We start from the raw sequence: 16,300 nt of genomic DNA on the forward strand, positions 1-16,300 counted from the left end.
ACATTTGAAATTACTTAAATCATCGATCTGTTCGGACTAATGGACATTTTTCGGTCAATGTCTAATTGACTTTTATAACTGGAATGAACAATGTGAAATGGCTTTAAAAGACTTCAGGTAATAGCTTTTGTCATCGAATATTGTATCTCAATATTTACCATTCCCATTAGCTGCATATAGCATAATGAGCTAAGTAAGGGTTTGTAGCCAGCAATTCCTCAGAAAGTATTAATAATTTACACTCTCTTATTAATTGTATTTTATGGTATTATTTCGAGAAATGATATAACAAGTCAAAAACATTAATTTGGGGAAGGTCAGATCACAAGCTGCTTTTTCAGACTGCAATTCGTCTAGTTCATTGAGTTTATTCAAGTAGGACTAATGCATTGAAATGCTTGTTTTAAGATGCCTAGTTTTTAAAAAATTAGTACCTGTAATTTAATAGTTTGTTGATACTACCGCAGTCATGAAAAAAATCATTCAAGTAATTCTTCCTATAGTCTTCATAAATATACAAGGCTTTTCACAGACACTTACGAAGCTGGATTATCAAAAAGCATTGTGGATGACAACGAGATTTTACGGAGCTCAAAGGTCTGGTGATAATAACTGGGTTCTCTATAATCATTTACCGGCGGGTGTAGCCTCAAACTTAAGAGGAAAGGCTTTTATCGCAGATGCTGATGGAAGCACAGATCTCTCGGGTGGCTGGCACGATTGCGGAGACCATGTAAAATTCGGTCAAACTCAGTTTTATTCAGCTTATATATTGCTCAAAGGATATGCAGAATTTAAAACAGGTTATGACGACAAATATTCATTTGAGTATCAGGGATACAAAACTGCTAACAAATGGAATTTTGAAGACAATGCGCATGATCCGAACTGTATTCCTGATGTTTTGGATGAAATGAAGCATGAAACAGATTTTCTTATAAAATGCACTCCTAATGCCACAACTTTTTATTATCAGGTCGGTCAGGGTGGCCCTGATCATAAGATTTGGGAAACAGCAGTGAAGATGCAAACTGAGACAGTTGCGAACGGAGGAGAGCCAAGAGTAGTTTATAAAAATCCCAATGATGCATCGATGGCATCTTTTTGTGGTGCAACTTTGGCACTCATGTCAAGAATGTACAAAAAATTTGATCCTGCTTATGCAGCTACATGCCTTACACATGCGGTTTATGCCTATACTTATGCAAAAAATCATCCGGGTACAGCAGGTGCAGGTGATAGAGGATTTTATGGAGCTAACACATCATGGAAGGATGACTATGCAACTTTATGTACCGAATTATATTTTGCAACCGGAACTGTAAGTTATAAAACAGAAGCGCTTTCTTATGAATCTCAGATAACAATCAATACTGCATGGGCTTTGGATTATGGCAATAATGAAGAAATTGCTATATATAATTTAGCTTTATTGGGAAGCACAACAGCAAAAACTACCTTTAACAATAGAATAAACTCTGGATATATCAATGGAAATAGAAATGGTTCAGGGCTTTTTACTGGTGGAAATGCTTCTTGGGGAGCTTTGCGATACAATGCCATTGCGTCATTCCTGATTAGCCTTTATTCAAAACTGAATAATGATGTGTCCTCAGCCACTATCAATGCTATTTGCAAAGATATTGACTATATAATGGGAAGTAATTCTTCCAAACGTTCATATATAGTTGGTTTTACTCCTTCTGCAACTGGTTATATTGCTCCTCAGAAACCGCATCATAGAAACGTTTATCTCAGAGACGACAATCCACCAAATGCAGATAATACTCTTACTATTCCATCCAAAAACCAACAATTGGGGGCTTTAGTGGGCGGAAAACGAGATGGCTCTTATACTGATGATAGAAGTGATTATGCTAATTCTGAGGTTTGCATAGATTATAATGCAGGTTTAGTTGGAGCCCTCGGCTTCATTAATTCAAGGCTAGCTCCTGTGGATACTAATAAAATCTGTGTAAATGCTCCTCCGGATGTTCCTCAAGTTGTAGGGCCTGCAACAGCGAACGTAGGGGAAACCAATACATATAGTGTGACAGCAGTTTCAGGAACAAATTTTGTGTGGACTGTGACGGGAGATGTACAAATTGTTTCTGGTCAAGGTACTTCAGCTTTGGTAGTTAAATTTAATGGAGGTAATGCGACTATTTCTGTCCTGGCTACTAATTCTTATGGAAGTACAACCTCCCCTTCTAAAGTTGTTACTGTTCAGTCTGTAACCGGTATTTTGTCCTCATTACACCAACTTGTGAATATTTATCCAAACCCATTTAATAGTGCCTTCACACTGAATTTATCTTCATTAAGTGGTAATGTTTTTGTGAAAGTTTATGATTTGAAATCAAATCTTTTAGTTGGTCAAAAGGAGGTTGATTCAGGATCTGAAATTACTTTAGGAGGAGATTATCCACCGGGATTCTATATTGTTGAGGTAATTTCTGAAAATGTGAATTACAAATATAAACTCGTAAAACAATAATGAATGCCGTGAGCTACTTATGTAGCTCACGGCATTCTAATTATGTCTCATTATTAAAGTTAATGATTGTAATTCCATCAAAGGAATAATAGTTTAATCTTTACTATAAGCTTACAACGATAAGTTAAAAAAATTTTTCTGTATATATTAAATTATTGGAAGAGGGGATTTGCTCTTAGCTCTTCCAATAACATTGCATATACAGGTCAAAAGGTCTAATACCGGAAACATTGATCCTATAGCCTTGAATGCTTGAGCAGTAGGCATGATGAAGATTACACCAGTGATACTTCTTGATGCTAAGAAGAAAGAGGACGAGAAAATTTTAATCTTGAGAAGATGATGAAGGGTTTCATCTCTGATAAATGAAATCATTGATGACTTTAAATTAACTATACCTGATGATTGGGAGTTTTTTCAGCTTTGATACTGCCCAACGAGGTTCCTGAAAGGAAATTTCAGAATTACGAAGACAAACTGCCTGCATTCTTATTAAGTCCATTCGCAAGTTTATAATTCTTATGTGAAAAATATTCGGAGAATGGATATGCCATTAGACCACATAAAAATGAAGTATATTCAACCTAGAGGAACATACTAATGCTTGTTCCAAATTATGCCTATCAAGGACCTAATTTGTCAAACATTGCTGACAGAGATGTTAATTATAGCTTTTTGAAATAACCCCCTATACAGAGACAGTTTAATTTTTTGGTTCGCCGCAAGTTTAAGTGCTTTTTTCTGGGTAACGGGGAAAAGCACTTTTGTTTTTGGATAGCCAAATTTGCCTTTTTTATGTCTAATTATGTGATTTATCTAAGGTGAAATTAGGCGTCACTACTGCATTGAAATTCAATGGAGTATAATAATGTTTCGAATTTTGGGTGCTAAGTAATAAATTATTAAAGCTAAATAGTTAAAAAATAGTGAGGATTTATTACATGCATGATTTTATACGCCTCATTCAGTCTGTTTATGGTACAATTTTTTATTTGTAAATTAATAGATCATAGAGTTGTCTACCAATGAAAAAGATTTACCAAATTTTATTTATCCTCTTCATTTTTTGTCAAACAGCGTTTTCTCAAACACTCACGAACGCCGATTATCAAAAAGCATTATGGATGTCCACTAGGTTTTATGGTGCCCAAAGATCAGGTGATAATAACTGGACAATTTATAATCACTTGCCCACAGGTGTGCCAGCAGCCTTGAGAGGCAAAGCATTTACCGCAGATGCAGATGGTGGTACTGATCTTTCGGGTGGTTGGCATGATTGCGGAGACCATGTGAAGTTTGGGCAGACACAGTTTTATTCAGCCTATATGCTTCTCAAAGGATATGCGGAATTTAAAACTGGTTATGACGACAGGTACTCTTTTGATTACCAGGGATACAAAGCTGCTGGCAAATGGAATTTTGAAGACAATGCCCATGATCCTAATTGTATTCCTGATGTACTGGATGAAATGAAGCATGAAACCGATTTTCTCATAAAATGTACTCCTAATGCCACCACATTTTACTATCAGGTTGGTCAGGGAGGACCAGACCACATGATATGGGAAACTGCGGTGAAAATGCAAACAGAATCGGTTGGGAATGGCGGACAGCCTAGGGTTGCTTATAAAAATCCAAATGATGCATCGATGGCTTCATTTTGTGGAGCAACTCTCGCTCTAATGTCAAGAATGTATAAGAAGTTTGATCCCGCTTACGCAGCGACTTGCCTTACTCATGCAGTTTATGCATATACTTATGCTAAAAATCATCCTGGAACTGCAGGCTCAGGAGACGGAGGTTTTTATTCGGCAAATGGATCATGGAAGGATGACTATGCTACTTTGTGTACAGAATTATATTTTGCTACTGGCACTGTAAGTTATAAAACAGAGGCTCTTTCTTACGAATCTCAGATTACAATAAATACAGGTTGGGCTTTTGATTATGGAAATAATGAAGAAATTGCGTTATACAATTTGGCTTTATTAGGAAGTACAACCGCAAAGACTACCTTTAATAATAGAATAAGCACAGGTTATATTTCAGGAAATAGAAATGGTGCTGGTATTTTTAATGGTGGAAATGCTTCATGGGGAGCTTTGCGATATAATGCTTTAGCATCATTCCTTATTGGTCTTTATTCAAAGCTGAATAATGATGTTTCTGCTGCTACTATTAACGCTATTTTTAAAGACATTGATTATATAATGGGGAACAATTCTTCAAAACGTTCCTATATAGTTGGTTTTTCCCCCGCAGGAACTGGTTATGTTGCACCACAGAAACCTCACCACAGAAATGTTTATCTTAGAGATGACAATCCTGGGAACGGCGATAACTCTCTTACTATTCCTGCTAAAAACCAGCAGTTGGGAGCTTTAGTAGGAGGAAAACGTGATGGAACATACACAGATGATAGGAGCGACTATGCTAATTCTGAAGTATGTATTGATTACAACGCTGGACTGGTAGGTGCTCTTGGCTTTATAAATTCAAAAGTGGCTCCAGTTGATACTAATAAATTCTGTGGAAATACCCCACCATGTCAGACACCTTCGCTGGGTGCAGACATAAGTGCATGCGGATCTTCATTTCCTTTTCAACTGAACTCAAATACTCCCACAGGTACTTCAATTAGATTTACCTGGAAAAAAATTAGTCCTGTTGCATCTATACTAGTTAATAACAGCAGTAACACTGCAGATAACAAATATTCAGTTACAGCTGCTAATGGAGCGGGCACTTACGTGGTCATACGAGATTCTTTGGATGCTGCAAATGCAGTGGCGTGTACCAAATCAGATACTATTATAATAAGCAGTACATTGCCTTTACCTTTAATATCGCCTACCGGTCCTATTAATTTATGTAATCCTGCCTCTGTTGATCTCACAGTTTCTAATGGAGCAGCATTTCCCGCCTCAACTACCTGGCAATGGAGTCTGGATGGTAATAGTATTACGGGTGAAGAAGCGCAAACATTACTCAATGTAAGAAAGGCGGGAGTGTATAAAATTACTGCAAGTATATCCGGTTGTGCTTCTACCGAGGCGAGTATCACTATCACTTCGAGCCTTCCCATAGCAGTTGATGGCTGTGCGTCTAGTGCTCCTATTAAGCTTTCAATTGCAAGTGCTACTGGGGGACCATACAACTGGTATGCAACTGCTACTTCCACCACTCCATTGGCGACAGGCGTAACTACTTTCAATGCACCAGCTGCCGGAACTTACTATGTACAGGATATGAGCAGCACTACAGGAAGTGTAGGTCCTACTACTTCTTTAGGAACTGGCACAAACTGGGGAGCAGCTCCTGCGGATAATGTATTACTATTTACAGCTACTAAGGATTTTACACTTAATTCTTTCAAAGTTCCTTTTGGAAATATTTATGCTAATAATTCCACAGCAACAATTACTGTGGAAGTTGTGAACAGTTCAGGAACAGCATTATCTCCTCCGAGAATATTTACTTCAGACCCGGTAAATGTAACAACTGCGATGGCGAATAGTCTGATCTCCTTTAGTTTTACAGGGTTCGACGTTAAGGCTGCCTGGGGGCCAAATCTGGGATTTAGAATATCTGCTCTCAACCTAAATGGTGAGCCTCTCTGGAATTCCACCGGAGCGTCATATCCTTATACTTCTAATCCTTCTGGTGTTGTATCTCTTACAGGAACTCGCGGAGGTGATGCTGATGCAAATGATTACATGTATTTTTATGACTGGAAAATTTCAACTGGAAACAATTGCAGCAGGCTGCCAGTCATTGCAACTACGGGAACTGGTTGTGAGACTTCTCCCGTAAGATTATTGGAGTTTAAAGGAACTCGTGAAAGCAATTTGACTTCATTAACCTGGATTACAGCATCAGAGGAAAACAGCAGTTACTTTGAAATCCAGAGATCAACCAATGGAACAGACTTTGTCGGAATCGCTAAAGTGCCCGCAGCAGGCATAAGTTCGTCAGTTTTATATTACAATTTTGAAGATAGTTATCCGGTAAATGGAATATTCTATTATCGATTAAAACAAGTGGATTTTGATGGTTCACATGAACTAAGTAAAATTGTTTCAGTCTCAAATGAAGATCAGACAAGGTTAAGCCTTGTTCCAAACCCGTTCCAGAAATCATCTCTGCTAGCTGTAATTTCACCTTATAGCAGCACTTATTCTGTATATGTAGTTGACTTGTCTGGTAAAGTAATTGATACTGCTGAGAATCTCGGTATTGAAGAGAAAGTTGAAATAGGAGCTTCATTAAGCTCAGGCATGTATCTTCTAAAGGTTGTAATAAATGGGAAGACGTATCATTTGAAGATGGTTAAGAATTAAGTCAAAAGCTCAAAGCAGAAAGCTTAAAGCGGAAAGTAAAATTAAGATTTGAATACAAGGAAAGGTTATCTGTATAAGGTAGCTTTTCCTTTTTACTATTACATAAAGCAAGAGGGAATGTTATCATTAGATAACATTCCCTCTATATTATTAAAGTTTAAATCTGCTTTTGTTTCTTTCTGCTTTACGCTTTTTGCTTTCAGCTTATTTTATGTACTCTTTCCTTTTCAAAATGCTATCCATAAAACGAATATCATTGTCCGAATTGAAGATTTTAAAGGGAAGATGAATGATCTGGGCTTTATTGATTATTAACAGATAGGCATCTTTGGTTTTTTCAGCAGCTACAACCATATTCCATTGTATCTGACTTCCCTGTTTAGGGTTTAACTTGATGAGTACCTGTCTGCTGTCAATTTCATAGGTAAGTTTATCAAACATAATTTGATTTTGTGGTAGTTGCGTAACTCCTGTAAACTGAATTGCCCAGAATAAGATGTAACCAACGACAGCAATGATTGCAGTTACTATAAACCACCATTTATATTCTGGAAGGAATATGGCAATACATCCGAACAATATTGGTCCGAATATATACCACCACTGCTTTTTGACAAGGTTTGTAAGAGCAATCTTTACGTAAGTGTTTTTAGGTAACTGGTACTTTTTTGTTTTAATAATCATAATTCCCTGATTCTTCTGTATTTAAATTTTTTAAAATGCCTTAAGGCTAAGATCCAGACTCCTGAATGAATGAGTCAATGCTCCACAGGAGATATAGTCAACGCCTGTTAGTGCATAAGATCTTATAGTAGATTCATTGATGCCTCCGGAAGCTTCAGTTTCATATCTTCTGGCTATTAGAGTTACTGCCTCTTTCATAAGTTGAGGGCTCATATTGTCAAGCATTATTCTGTCAATTCCTCCTACATTAAGCACTTCTTCCACTTCTTTAAGTGACCTTGTCTCCACTTCTATTTTTAGTGATAAAGAATGTTTCTGAAGATAATTTTTTGTAGATTCAATTGCTTGTTTTATTCCTCCTGCAAAATCAATATGATTGTCTTTAAGGATAATCATATCATATAAGCCGAATCTATGATTTACTCCTCCTCCGATTGCAACTGCCCATTTTTCAGGTAAACGGAAGTTTGGAGTTGTTTTTCTTGTGTCCAAAAGTTTGCAGCCTGTATCTCTGATAAGCTCGTTGTATGTTGTTGTAAGCGTTGCAATACCACTCATTCTTTGCATACAGTTAAGCACCAGCCTTTCGCCTGTTAAAATAGACCTGGCTTTGCCATGCACTTTAAATGCTACATCTTTTGGCTTCACTCTGATTCCATCCGGAATAAGAATTTCCATTTTGAGGTCCGGATCCACTCTTGAAAATATCATTTCCGCAAGTGCTACACCGGCCAACACTCCTTCGTCTTTTACTAAAAGCTGTGCTTTATTGATGGCATCTGCGGGCACAGAAGCCAAGGTGGAATGATCGCCGTTCCCGACGTCTTCCGCAAGGGCTGAGTCTATAAACTCAAAAATTGCTTGTTCTGAAAGAAAATTCACGGGACAAAAATAAAAAAAGCTCTGAATATCTTCAGAGCCTTCGAGAAATTTGCGTTATTTATTATTTACTCTTCAAATACTATTGAATCGATCAGGTAACTTCCGCGAAATTGTTTTACAACTGTTATTACCCTGAATGTGCCTCCATTATACATATATTTTCCAATTGTGTATTTCATGCCTTCTTTGGAAGAACCTTGGTGCACATATTGAAAATCTGTAGGAGGGTACTGTTTGAAAAAATCTCTTAGGATGAATTCTGCCTGAGTTTTGCTGTAGGTTTTTTTATCCTCTTTGTTCAGGCCAATTTCCACCATATCGTTAAAATATTTCGAAAGATCTTTTGAGCTTCCGGCTTTCAAGGCATTTTTTGTGCCTTCAAGTACATCGGACTGGCCTACGATATCCTTACTAAATATCATCAGAAGTATAGTAAGAATTAAAAAAGAGCGATTTCTCATAAATTAACTCGAATTTTAATATTTTTCTTTTAAGCTAAAATTATGCCAATAAGTTAAAGGAATTTTACCAATATATGCATAAGCCATTGAAAAATCCTGTTAATCATTTAAATCCATCGTCAATTATATCTTATAAATTATTCATTAACAATACATTTTTTTTAATTGTTAATCCTGGTTAACTTTTAAGTTTTTTAAATTTTAAGTAACTAGTGATCGTTTTTAAAAATATTTATTGAAATGAATAAGAAGGTAATCCTAATCATTATGGATGGATGGGGCCTGGGATCAAATCCAGAGGTTTCCGCAATTGCCAAAGCAAACACTCAATTTGTTGATTCTTTATATGCAAATTATCCCAATAGCAAACTAGAAGCTTCGGGACTTGCGGTTGGACTTCCGGAAGGCCAAATGGGTAATAGTGAAGTTGGACACATGAATCTTGGGGCCGGAAGAATTGTTTATCAGGACCTTGTGAAGATCAACAAAGCAGTTGATGAGTGTACGTTAGAACACGAACAAGCCTTGGTTGATGCACTTGATTATGCTAAAAAGAACAACAAGAAAGTCCATTTTATGGGCTTGGTTTCTGACGGCGGGGTGCATTCTCATATTAATCACCTGAAAGGTTTGTGCAGTATTGCAAAGAAAAAAGGTCTTGACAATGTGTTTATACACGCATTTACTGATGGAAGAGATACAGATCCAAAAGGTGGAATAGGTTATATCCGTGACCTTCAGAATCATCTTGATGGTTCTGCTGGTAAGATCGCCTCTGTTATCGGAAGATATTATTCTATGGACAGAGATAACAGATGGGAACGCGTTAAGCTTGCCTATGATCTCCTGGTTAATGGTGCTGGTACTAAAACAAAAGATGTTCAAAAGTCAATTCTGGACTCATATGCAGAAGGTGTGACGGATGAATTTATCAAGCCACTTGTAGTGGTAAATGATAAAGATCAGCCTCTTGCACTTGTTGAAGAAGGTGATGTGGTGCTTTGTTTTAACTTCAGAACAGATAGAGGAAGAGAGATTACCATTGCGCTGACTCAGAAAGATTTTCCTGAGCAAAACATGAAAAAGCTTAATTTGTATTATGTAACACTTACAAATTACGATGATAGCTTTAAAGGTGTAAAAGTTATTTTTGATAAAGACAATCTTAATCAGACTCTTGGCGAAGTATTGGCTGCGGCTGGCAAAAAGCAGATTAGGATTGCAGAAACTGAGAAGTATCCTCACGTTACTTTCTTCTTCTCTGGTGGAAGAGAAAAAGAGTTTGCAGGCGAGAGCAGAATCTTATGTCAGTCTCCTAAAGTTGCAACTTACGATCTACAGCCTGAAATGAGTGCCTTTGAAATTAAAGACAAAATAATTGCTGAAATCAAAAAGAAGGAAGTTGACTTTGTGTGTCTGAATTTTGCGAATCCAGATATGGTTGGACATACAGGAGTTTTCAGCGCGGCAGTGAAAGCAGTTGAAACAGTAAACGAATGTGTTGAGGCAATTGTAAAGCAAGCACTTTCCGATGGGTATACTCTTTTGATTCTTGCGGATCATGGAAATGCAGATGTTATGATCAATGAAGATGGAAGTCCGAATACAGCTCATACAACTAACCTGGTTCCGTTTGTTGTGGTAGATAATTCATATAAAGGAAAGTTGAAGGACGGAAAGCTTGGGGATGTTGCACCTACAGTGTTGGAGCTAATTGGAGTTGAAAAGCCGAAAGAAATGACTGGAGTCTCTCTTTTAGGGTAGTTTCAGATACTTTTCTATCAGACATTTAACGGGGGCTGAACTTTGATAGGTTTAGCCCCTTTTTTATTATGGAATTTCGACTTCCACCTGTATTGTCTGTTTGATTATTTACTTTTTTAGTAGTGGAACCCATATAATTACGTTTTTTTAAAACTGCTGTGGGACTTTGAATCCATTTTTACTTGTTTTTATATTGTTGATTCGCTGTATCAGGACTTTTTAAGAGTTTACTTCTATTCTTTATTTCCTCAGTTTTGGGGTCACTTTTGTAAATTTGTGAATTTTCTAATTATGGCTTGAAATTTTAGGCGTGAATTATTGAATTTACTTCATTTCTTAATTTTGATGCTATCTTTTTGTTCAGGGTTTATATGAAATCATAAGAAATGGTTGAATTAGGTATTTTTTGGAGGGGTTATAAATCGATTTGTTTTTATTGTCTCATTTCAGGTTTAAAACAAGACATATATTTTGAGAAAATATTACTTTTTATAAAAAATAGGTTAAAATTTTAGCCAAGTTTTTAAAGAATATAACATTTTAGTTATCGTTAGTATTCAAATCTACTCCTGTTTTGGTAAAAAAGCCTGTTTTCTTTGAGTTTTGCGGCTTTTCTTGATTTCATTATATTTTTCTCTGAACGTATTAAATTGTATTATTCTAATATTTTTCAAATTTCAATTTTATCTTTTATATCATTTAAAATTGGATAATTTCAATTTAATGTGTTGATATTGCCTCGTATTTGCTGATTATTTGATATTTATTTTGGATTTTTCTATTAAGGCTATTGACAGGGAAATAAAAATTATCTAAGTTTACATAGGCTATATTATGATTATTTCAATGTGAAAGACCAAATAACTTAACCTTTACTAATTAACCTTTATAAATTATTTACTAACTAAACAAACAAGTACTATGCGTAAATTTAACTTACTGCTATCGCTGACTTTTTTACTAAGTGTATTGACAGCAAAAGCACAAGATTCTACCGCGGCTGAGCCAGGAAAATTAACAATCACAGGTTACATAGACTCCTATTACAACTGGGCTTTTAACAGACCTAAATCAGGAAGTTTACTTGGATCTACCGCAGCAGGAAGGGCATTTGACAGAACTACAAATCAGATCGCTCTCGGCTTGGTTCAGACTAAATTCATGTATTCATCAAAAAAGGTTGATATCGTTGCGGATCTTACTTTTGGCCCGAATGCGGAGTTAGGAAACTTTGGTAACGTAAATGCACAAGGCTACACTACAGGTAGCGCAAACCTTTATACAAATCCTGCTTTTTCAAATATCTATGGTTCATCCGTTTCCATTAAACAGGCATATGGAACCTACAAAGCAACAGATAAACTTTCATTTACAGTTGGTCAGTTCGGTACTCACATTGGTTATGAAGTAATTGACGCTCCGGTTAACTATAATTACTCTTTATCAAACCTTTTCAATAATGGTCCTTTCTACCATGTGGGTGCAAAAGCAAATTATGCTTTCAGCGATAAATTGGGTTTAATGGTTGGTTTGGTAAACAACTGGGATAACCTTTTTGATAACAACAAACAAAAATCAGGTGTTGCCCAGTTATTTGTAAGCCCAATTGAAGGAATGAATGTTTATGTAAACTGGATTGGTGGGTACAACGATGATACTTCTCTTGACACAACAGGTGGTGCTACTCCTTGGTCTGTTAACTACAACAGACACTTATTCGACCTTACTGCAGGATATCAGCTTACAGAAAAATTCTATGTTGGTTTGAACGGAGCATACGGTTTCTATAAAGCAGCTGACAACAATACAAAAGAAGCTTTCAAAGCACTTTCAGCTCCTTATGGAGAAGACAAATCTACACTTACCTGGGGTGGTATAGCTGGATATGCTCACTATGATATTACAGATTTCCTAAGTGTCGGTGTTAGATATGAGCACTTTAAAGACAAATACGGAATGAGATATCTGAAAAGCACAAACAACTCTTTGACTATCACTGCCCCGATTACCCTTGCCGATGGTGCTTTTATCCTGAAGCCAGAGTTCAGAATGGATACTTCTCCAACAAAAATTTATGAAGATAAAAATGGTGAAGCTGTAAATAGCCAAACAACATTTGGTTTAGCCGCAATCTTTAAATTCTAATTAGATCAAAACAGATAGATGTTAAAAATTTAAATGATCATGTGTTAGGTTAAATTTTTCAGGTTTATTTTTTTCATCTGGTTAGTTAAAAGCCCCGAGTCTGTATGGCCGGGGTTTTTATTTTTAGTAATTTTGAGAAAAAACAGATTTCAATAGTGGAATTTTATCAGGATTTTAAATTAGGAATTCTTGGCGGAGGTCAGCTGGGAAGAATGCTCATTCAGTCAGCCGTAGATCTTAACCTTTATGTTTGTACCCTGGATCCTGATAAAGAGGCTCCTTGTGCAAAAATTGCCCACGAGTTTGTTCTCGGAGATCCTACAGATTATGATACTGTTTATAATTTCGGAAAAGATAAGAATCTTATAACAATTGAAATCGAAAATGTGAATGCGGATGCCCTTCAGGCACTAGCAAATGAAGGAAAGACGATTTTTCCTCAACCTTCATGCATTAAAATTATTCAGGATAAGAGACTTCAGAAGCAGTTTTACAGGAACAATTCGATTCCTACATCTGATTTTGAGCTTATTAATGATATTGACGAGCTTTCAAAATTCCCTCACTTATTTCCCGCCTTTCAAAAGTTAGGCAAATCAGGTTATGACGGGAGAGGTGTGCAGCAATTAAATTCTGTTTCGGATCTGTCTAAAGCCATGGACGGGCCTTCTCTTATAGAAAAGCAAATTGAATTTGAAAAGGAAATTTCTGTAATCGTTGCCAGAAACAGCAAAGGTGAAAAAGCACATTTCCCGGTAACCGAAATGATTTTTCATCCTGTTCATAATCTGGTCGAATACCTTATGGCTCCGGCTCAGATTACTGAAGCACAGGAGAAAGAAGCTGTTGAGATTGCAGAAAGAGTAATAGAATCTTTGGGAATGGTTGGTTTGCTTGCTGTTGAAATGTTTCTAACGAAAGACGGAAAAATCCTGGTAAACGAAGCTGCTCCTAGACCACATAACTCAGGCCATCAAACCATCGAAGCGAATTTCACTTCCCAGTATGAACAACTTCTAAGAGCAATTCTTGGATTGCCACTTGGATCTACCAAACAGTTAAAGCCAGCTGCCATGGTAAATCTACTAGGAGCTGATGGATATTCGGGGCTTGCGAAATATGAAGGGTTAAATGATGTCCTTGGTATAGAAGGGGTTCATATTCATCTTTATGGAAAGAAAATAACTAAACCTTTCCGCAAAATGGGCCACATCACAATTTTAGATGACGAGGTTTCTGGCTTAAAGCAAAAGGCAGACATTATTAAAGAAAAATTCAGAGTGATAGCTTGATAAGCTTAAAGCCTCAAAGCGGAAAGCTTAAAAAGTATTTGAGTTTTAAAGTACAAACTAAGATATAACAGATTAATCATAAAACTACCACCACACTCAAATCCTTCTTCTTCGAGAGAAGGATTTAGGATGAGGTAAAAAACAAAAAAAAATGGTCGGAATTATAATGGGAAGTCAGTCAGACTTAAAAGTGATGTCGAAGGCTGCAGAAATTCTGGATGAATTAAAAGTTCCTTATGAAGTAACAATTGTTTCAGCACATAGAACTCCTCATAGAATGGTTTCTTATGCTGAAAATGCAGTAGAAAGAGGACTTAAAGTAATTATTGCCGGCGCTGGTGGTGCAGCACATCTTCCCGGAATGGTTGCATCCATTACTACACTTCCTGTTATCGGGGTTCCTGTGAAGTCTTCTAATTCTATAGATGGTTGGGATTCTGTTTTGTCTATTCTGCAAATGCCTGCGGGAGTTCCGGTTGCCACAGTAGCCCTTGATGGTGCGGTAAATGCAGGTATTCTGGCTGCCCAGATTATTGGTTCTCACGACCCTCAGATCGCTTCTAATCTGAAAAAGTATAAAACCTTTCTTAAAGAAAAAGTAGAAGAATCTGTGCAAAAGCTTGAGCAATCAGGCTATAAGAATCTGCTATAATCTCAAATTAATCATTAGGAATAAATTATCCTGTTAATCTTAAATCAATCGCTTTAGTAAAGACCAAGTGGTTGAATTAAATTGATAGATAAACTTCTAATGCCCTAATTCCGATTAAACTTTACCCTTAATTTACTTGTTTTCTTAAGAAAGGGGAGGAAAGAAGTCATGCAAACGGATTATGTTACCGCATTAGTAGTCAATCAGTTGATTGAGACCTGTAATGCTAGAGAAGCAGATTATAAGAAAGCTGCTGATAGCATTAAAGATCCTTACCTTGCAGATATATTAAATAAATTTGCGACAGAAAGCGGCAGGTTTTTTCTGGAGTTACTCCCATTTTCAGAAAGTAGAGATGAAATGGAGGATGAAGAAATCACTATCCTAAATGTGAGATACAAAGGATGGATGGATGTGGCATCAGGAAATACACTGGTTGATAAGAAGGGTTTATTCGAGAACTGTATTGATCGGGAAAGGTCTGCAATAGAGGTTTATGAAGCTGCATCAAGTGAGGAAATTCCTGAAAAACTGAGAGTTATAGTAATAAAACACAAGAGCGCATTTTTTAAAGCATGCTCTGATTTGAATAGCTTGATTAAAGAGCTTAAACTATGATTTATTTGCAATAATCACTTTTTAACGGTTATTTGCGTTAAGGATTATATTAAATTCTTATAAGAAATGCTTGAACCATTCCTGACTGCCGAAGGCATCGTCAGTTTCCTAACGCTTTCAATTATGGAAGTCGTTTTGGGAATTGATAACATTATCTTTATTTCCATTCTATCCGACAGACTCCCTGCCGAAGATCAAAAAAAAGGAAGACTAATTGGTCTTAGTCTTGCACTCATTATAAGAATCTTTCTGCTGATGATTATTTCAATCATCGTTGGCTTTACAAAACCGGTAATTGAAGACTTTTACGGAATAGATATCAGCTTGAGAGATATCATTTTGTTTAGCGGAGGACTTTTCCTTATATATAAGAGTACTGCTGAAATACATGAAAAACTTGAAGGTGAGGAAGAAGATGCAGCTAAAACAAAGAAATTATCGCTTGTATCTGCTGTTATCCAGATAGTGCTTCTTGACATCGTATTTTCTTTTGATTCCATTCTGACGGCAATAGGATTAGTGAATAATCCTCATAGGGATTTGCCAATTATGATTGCGGCCATAATAGTTTCTATTGTAGTGATGCTGCTTTTTGCAAAAAGCATTAGCCACTTCATAAATACGCACCCAACAATTAAAATGCTTGCACTTACATTCCTATTGCTAATAGGAATTTTACTTGTGGCTGAAGCATTCCACTATCATGTGCCAAAAGGCTATATCTATTTCGCAATAGGATTCTCATTAGGTGTTGAAATGCTTAATATGCGGGCAAAGAGAAAATCCAAGCCAGTAAAGCTTAGAAATAACCCGGATCTGGAAGAAGAGGAAGAGAAGCTGCATAAAGAACACTGATATTTATTAAAATAATTTTAAGTTTGTAGTTCCTGCAAATGACCTTTAAAGGTATTTTGCAGGAACTTGTATTTTGTATATTTAGGTAAGAATTAATAACCCTAACTGAT

The 16,300-nt window shown here is 36.5% G+C and carries 11 protein-coding genes; 8 read left to right on the top strand and 3 right to left on the bottom strand.

Annotated elements, in window-relative coordinates:
• Positions 1 to 469: 469 nt before the first annotated feature.
• Positions 470 to 2,497: a glycoside hydrolase family 9 protein gene (locus J7604_RS01025; protein WP_293889980.1), complete on the top strand. Its 2,028-nt coding sequence runs from the start codon at positions 470 to 472 to the stop codon at positions 2,495 to 2,497.
• 1,025 nt (positions 2,498 to 3,522) lie between these two features.
• Positions 3,523 to 6,837: a glycoside hydrolase family 9 protein gene (locus J7604_RS01030; protein WP_293889981.1), complete on the top strand. Its 3,315-nt coding sequence runs from the start codon at positions 3,523 to 3,525 to the stop codon at positions 6,835 to 6,837.
• A gap of 204 nt (positions 6,838 to 7,041) precedes the next feature.
• Here the strand turns inward: J7604_RS01030 and J7604_RS01035 are convergent, their stop codons facing one another.
• From J7604_RS01035 to J7604_RS01045, 3 genes are all read right to left on the bottom strand, one after another.
• Positions 7,042 to 7,521, bottom strand: a complete 480-nt coding sequence (locus tag J7604_RS01035) for a YcxB family protein (protein ID WP_293889982.1) — start codon at positions 7,519 to 7,521, stop codon at positions 7,042 to 7,044.
• A gap of 30 nt (positions 7,522 to 7,551) precedes the next feature.
• Positions 7,552 to 8,403, bottom strand: coding sequence for a carboxylating nicotinate-nucleotide diphosphorylase (gene nadC / locus J7604_RS01040; protein WP_293889983.1), 852 nt, complete (start codon positions 8,401 to 8,403; stop codon positions 7,552 to 7,554).
• Between the two features lie 65 nt (positions 8,404 to 8,468).
• Positions 8,469 to 8,864 carry a DUF4783 domain-containing protein gene (locus tag J7604_RS01045; RefSeq protein ID WP_293889984.1) on the bottom strand — a complete coding sequence of 132 codons (396 nt, stop codon included), beginning with the start codon at positions 8,862 to 8,864 and terminating at the stop codon, positions 8,469 to 8,471.
• A 240-nt stretch (positions 8,865 to 9,104) separates the two neighbouring features.
• Between J7604_RS01045 and gpmI the strand changes: the two genes are divergently transcribed.
• The 6 genes from gpmI (at position 9,105) to J7604_RS01075 (ending at position 16,190) form a co-directional block, all read left to right on the top strand.
• Positions 9,105 to 10,628 (top strand): 2,3-bisphosphoglycerate-independent phosphoglycerate mutase, encoded by a 1,524-nt coding sequence (gene gpmI / locus J7604_RS01050; protein ID WP_293889985.1) that lies wholly within the window; start codon positions 9,105 to 9,107, stop codon positions 10,626 to 10,628.
• A 921-nt stretch (positions 10,629 to 11,549) separates the two neighbouring features.
• Positions 11,550 to 12,773 carry an outer membrane beta-barrel protein gene (locus J7604_RS01055; protein ID WP_293889987.1) on the top strand — a complete coding sequence of 408 codons (1,224 nt, stop codon included), beginning with the start codon at positions 11,550 to 11,552 and terminating at the stop codon, positions 12,771 to 12,773.
• Positions 12,774 to 12,877: 104 nt separating this feature from the next.
• Positions 12,878 to 14,065, top strand: coding sequence for a 5-(carboxyamino)imidazole ribonucleotide synthase (locus J7604_RS01060; RefSeq protein ID WP_293889989.1), 1,188 nt, complete (start codon positions 12,878 to 12,880; stop codon positions 14,063 to 14,065).
• A 151-nt stretch (positions 14,066 to 14,216) separates the two neighbouring features.
• Positions 14,217 to 14,717, top strand: a complete 501-nt coding sequence (gene purE / locus J7604_RS01065; protein WP_293889990.1) for a 5-(carboxyamino)imidazole ribonucleotide mutase — start codon at positions 14,217 to 14,219, stop codon at positions 14,715 to 14,717.
• Positions 14,718 to 14,885: 168 nt separating this feature from the next.
• Positions 14,886 to 15,335 (top strand): DUF2383 domain-containing protein, encoded by a 450-nt coding sequence (locus J7604_RS01070; protein WP_293889992.1) that lies wholly within the window; start codon positions 14,886 to 14,888, stop codon positions 15,333 to 15,335.
• A 66-nt stretch (positions 15,336 to 15,401) separates the two neighbouring features.
• The gene (locus J7604_RS01075) at positions 15,402 to 16,190 is read left to right on the top strand and encodes a TerC family protein (protein ID WP_293889994.1); all 789 of its coding nucleotides are present in this window, start codon (positions 15,402 to 15,404) and stop codon (positions 16,188 to 16,190) included.
• Positions 16,191 to 16,300: the final 110 nt, after the last annotated feature.

This window comes from Sporocytophaga sp., from assembly GCF_017745095.1.
Taxonomy (GTDB): Bacteria; Bacteroidota; Bacteroidia; order Cytophagales; family Cytophagaceae; genus Sporocytophaga.